Genomic DNA, 3,282 nt, shown 5'->3' on the forward strand with positions numbered 1-3,282 from the left:
GCGGCGACGGCACACCGCGCCCTGGGTCTGCTGCGTCGTTGCATGGAGCCTCCCCGGTTTCGGTTGATGCCTCCGGTATTTACTGGCAAGTAGTGGTGTTTGGGAACACCGCGAACCAGACAAACGCTCTTCTTCACAGGAGGTGGCTGACGATGGCCGACCAAGGCACTGACGGCTCCCGGGGCGAGCACGGGGACGCTTACCGGATCGAGCACGACTCCATGGGCGAGGTGCGGGTGCCCGCGCACGCCAAGTGGCGGGCGCAGACCCAGCGCGCCGTGGAGAACTTCCCCATCAGCGGAGCGCACCTGGAGCGGGCCCATATCGAGGCGCTGGGCCGTATCAAGGCCGCCGCCGCCGAGGTCAACGCCGAGCTGGGCGTGGTCGAGCGGGAGGTGGCGGACGCCATCGCGGCCGCGGCGGGCGAGGTGGCGGAGGGCCGCTGGGACGACCATTTCCCGGTGGACGTCTTCCAGACGGGCTCGGGCACCTCGTCCAACATGAACGCCAACGAGGTCATCGCGACGCTGGCCACCGAGCGGCTCGGCCGCGACGTGCACCCCAATGACCATGTCAACGCCAGCCAGTCCTCCAACGACGTCTTCCCCTCCTCCATCCACATCGCCGCGACCGCCGCGGTCACCCGCGATCTGATCCCCGCGCTGGACCGCCTCGCCGCGTCGCTGGAGCGCAAGGCCGAGGAGTTCGCGGAGGTCGTCAAGTCCGGCCGTACGCACCTGATGGACGCGACGCCGGTCACGCTCGGCCAGGAGTTCGGCGGGTACGCGGCCCAGGTCCGCTACGGCGTGGAGCGGCTGCGTGCCGCCCTGCCGCGGCTGGCCGAACTGCCGCTCGGCGGCACCGCGGTGGGCACCGGCATCAACACCCCGCCCGGCTTCTCCCCGGCCGTGATCGCGAAGGTCGCCGAGGCCAGCGGGCTGCCGCTGACGGAGGCCCGCAACCACTTCGAGGCGCAGGGGGCGCGGGACGGGCTGGTGGAGGCCAGCGGGCAGCTGCGGACCGTGGCGGTGGGCCTCACCAAGATCTCCAACGACCTGCGCTGGATGGCCTCGGGCCCGCGCACGGGGCTGGCCGAGATCGCCCTGCCCGACCTCCAGCCCGGCTCGTCGATCATGCCGGGGAAGGTCAATCCGGTCATTCCGGAGGCCGTGCTGATGGTGGCCGCGCAGGTGGCCGGGAACGACCTGACCGTCGCCACGGCGGGCGCCTCCGGGAACTTCGAGCTCAATGTGGCGCTCCCGGTGATGGCCAAGAACATCCTGGAGTCCGTGCGGCTGCTCGCCAACGCCGCGCGGCTGCTGGCCGACCGCACGGTCGACGGGATCACCGCCAACGCGGAGCGGGCCCGCGAGTACGCCGAGTCGTCACCGTCCGTGGTGACCCCGCTCAACCGCTACATCGGATACGAGGAGGCGGCCAAGGTCGCCAAGAAGTCCCTCGCCGAGCGCAGGACGATCCGCGAAGTGGTGCTGGAGGGCGGCTATGTGGACCGCGGGCTGCTGACCCTGGAACAGCTCGACGAGGCTCTTGACGTGCTGCGCATGACCCGGCCGTAGCCGCGGCGGGCGGTGCGGGACGCGCGTGCGGCGCAGATCACGGCCGGTCGGCGGGGGCGACGCCTAAGATCTGTGCATGACAGCGGAGACGATGGAGACGACGGGAACGGCAGACACCGCACACTGGGCGCCGGGGGATCACATCCTGTGGCGCTATCGCGACAACGCCTGCGATCGCATCCACATCTGTCGCCCCGTCACCGTCGTGCGGGACACCGACGACCTGCTGGCGGTGTGGATGGCGCCCGGCACGGACTGCGTCAAGCCGCTGCTCTCCGACGGCACGCCGGTCCACCGCGAGCCGCTGCGCACGCGCTACACCAAGCCGCGGACGACCACGCGCTCGCGCTGGTTCGGCACCGGGGTGCTCAAGCTCGCCCGGCCGGGCGAGCCGTGGTCGGTCTGGCTGTTCTGGGAGCGCGGCTGGCGCTTCAAGGACTGGTACGTGAACCTTGAGGAGCCGCTCGCCCGCTGGGCCGGGGGCGTCGACTCGGAGGACCATTTCCTCGATATCTCGGTCTACCCGGACCGCAGTTGGGAATGGAAGGACGAGGACGAGTTCGAACAGGCGCAGCGGGTCGGCCTGATGTCGCCGGCCAAGGCGGACCGGGTGCGGGCCGCGGGGCGCTCGGCCATCGAGGTGATCGACGGCTGGGGCCCTCCGTTCTCGGCGGGCTGGGAGGACTGGCGGCCGGACCCGGAGTGGACCGTGCCGGAGCTCCCGGCAGACTGGGACCGCACCCCGGCGCGCGTCAGGGCATGAGCCTCTTGCTGCGTCCCCGCACGGCAACCGTAGGATCGTCCTCCGGAACCCCGTGCGGGAGCGAAGAACATGTACGAGCACGGGCAACTCTTGAACGGTGCACGGCATTTGACGAGCGGTCGACAAGGACCACAAGGGGTCACAGAAGGGGCGGAGCCGTGAGCGGTGACGACAACCAGGGCTATGACGGATATGCCCGCGCGGGGCTGGACCGCACCGGCCAGGCCGAGGCCTTCGACGCCATCGGCGACCGCTACGACGACGCCTTCCCGCACAAGGAGGGGCAGATCGCGGCGGGCGACTGGCTGGCGTCGGCGCTGCCGCCCGGCTCCCGCGTCCTCGACCTCGGCTGCGGTACGGGGCTGCCCACGGCCCGCCGGCTGAGCGAGGCCGGACACGAGGTGGTCGGCATCGACATCTCCCCCGGCATCCTCAAGCTGGCGCGCGACAACGTGCCGGGCGCGGAGTTCCACCAGGCGGACATCGCCGACCTGCGGGACGAACGGCTCGGCTCCTTCGACGGCATCGCCGCCTTCTTCACCCTGCTGATGCTGCCCCGCCCCGAGATCCCGTACGCGCTGCGGATGCTGCACGGCATGCTGCGGCCCGAGGGGCTGCTGTCGCTCGCCATGGTGGAAGCCGACGTGAACGATTTCTCCATTCCGTTCCTCGGCAACACCATCCGGGTATCCGGCTACCTGCGAGACGAATTGCGCCGAGTCGTGCGTGATGCGGGTTTCGATGTCGTCGGGGAAGATTCGCACGCGTACGCCCCGGCCAGTACGGATGTACCACCCGAGATCCAGCTCTTCCTCAATCTGCGACGCGCCTGACCCTCGGTGCGCCCGCGGCGAATGGGCGTACGGCCCCGGACGGATGGAACCTCACGCGTGACGGAGCACCCGACCTCCCACGAAGCACGGCAGCCCGCCGCCCCTGGCG

Annotated in this window: 3 protein-coding genes; all 3 read left to right on the top strand. The window is 70.6% G+C overall.

The features are described from left to right. The first annotated feature begins 152 nt into the window (after positions 1 to 152). The 3 genes from ACFU99_RS38385 to ACFU99_RS38395 all read left to right on the top strand — a co-directional run bounded on the left by ACFU99_RS38385 (position 153) and on the right by ACFU99_RS38395 (position 3,173). Positions 153 to 1,577: a class II fumarate hydratase gene (locus ACFU99_RS38385; protein ID WP_384401762.1), complete on the top strand. Its 1,425-nt coding sequence runs from the start codon at positions 153 to 155 to the stop codon at positions 1,575 to 1,577. Between the two features lie 76 nt (positions 1,578 to 1,653). Further along, positions 1,654 to 2,340, top strand: coding sequence for a DUF402 domain-containing protein (locus ACFU99_RS38390; protein ID WP_384401765.1), 687 nt, complete (start codon positions 1,654 to 1,656; stop codon positions 2,338 to 2,340). A gap of 158 nt (positions 2,341 to 2,498) precedes the next feature. Beyond that, entirely contained in the window at positions 2,499 to 3,173 is a 675-nt protein-coding gene (locus ACFU99_RS38395) for a class I SAM-dependent DNA methyltransferase (protein ID WP_384401769.1), read from the top strand. The last annotated feature ends 109 nt before the right edge of the window (positions 3,174 to 3,282 follow it).

It is taken from the genome of Streptomyces sp. NPDC057654, from assembly GCF_042800135.1.
Classification (GTDB): Bacteria; Actinomycetota; Actinomycetes; order Streptomycetales; family Streptomycetaceae; genus Streptomyces.

Excerpts from the sequence above, each read along its gene's own strand:
- ACFU99_RS38385 (WP_384401762.1), top strand. The coding sequence starts at position 153 with ATGGCCGACCAAGGCACTGACGGCTCCCGGGGCGAGCACGGGGACGCT.
- ACFU99_RS38390 (WP_384401765.1), top strand. The coding sequence starts at position 1,654 with ATGACAGCGGAGACGATGGAGACGACGGGAACGGCAGACACCGCACAC.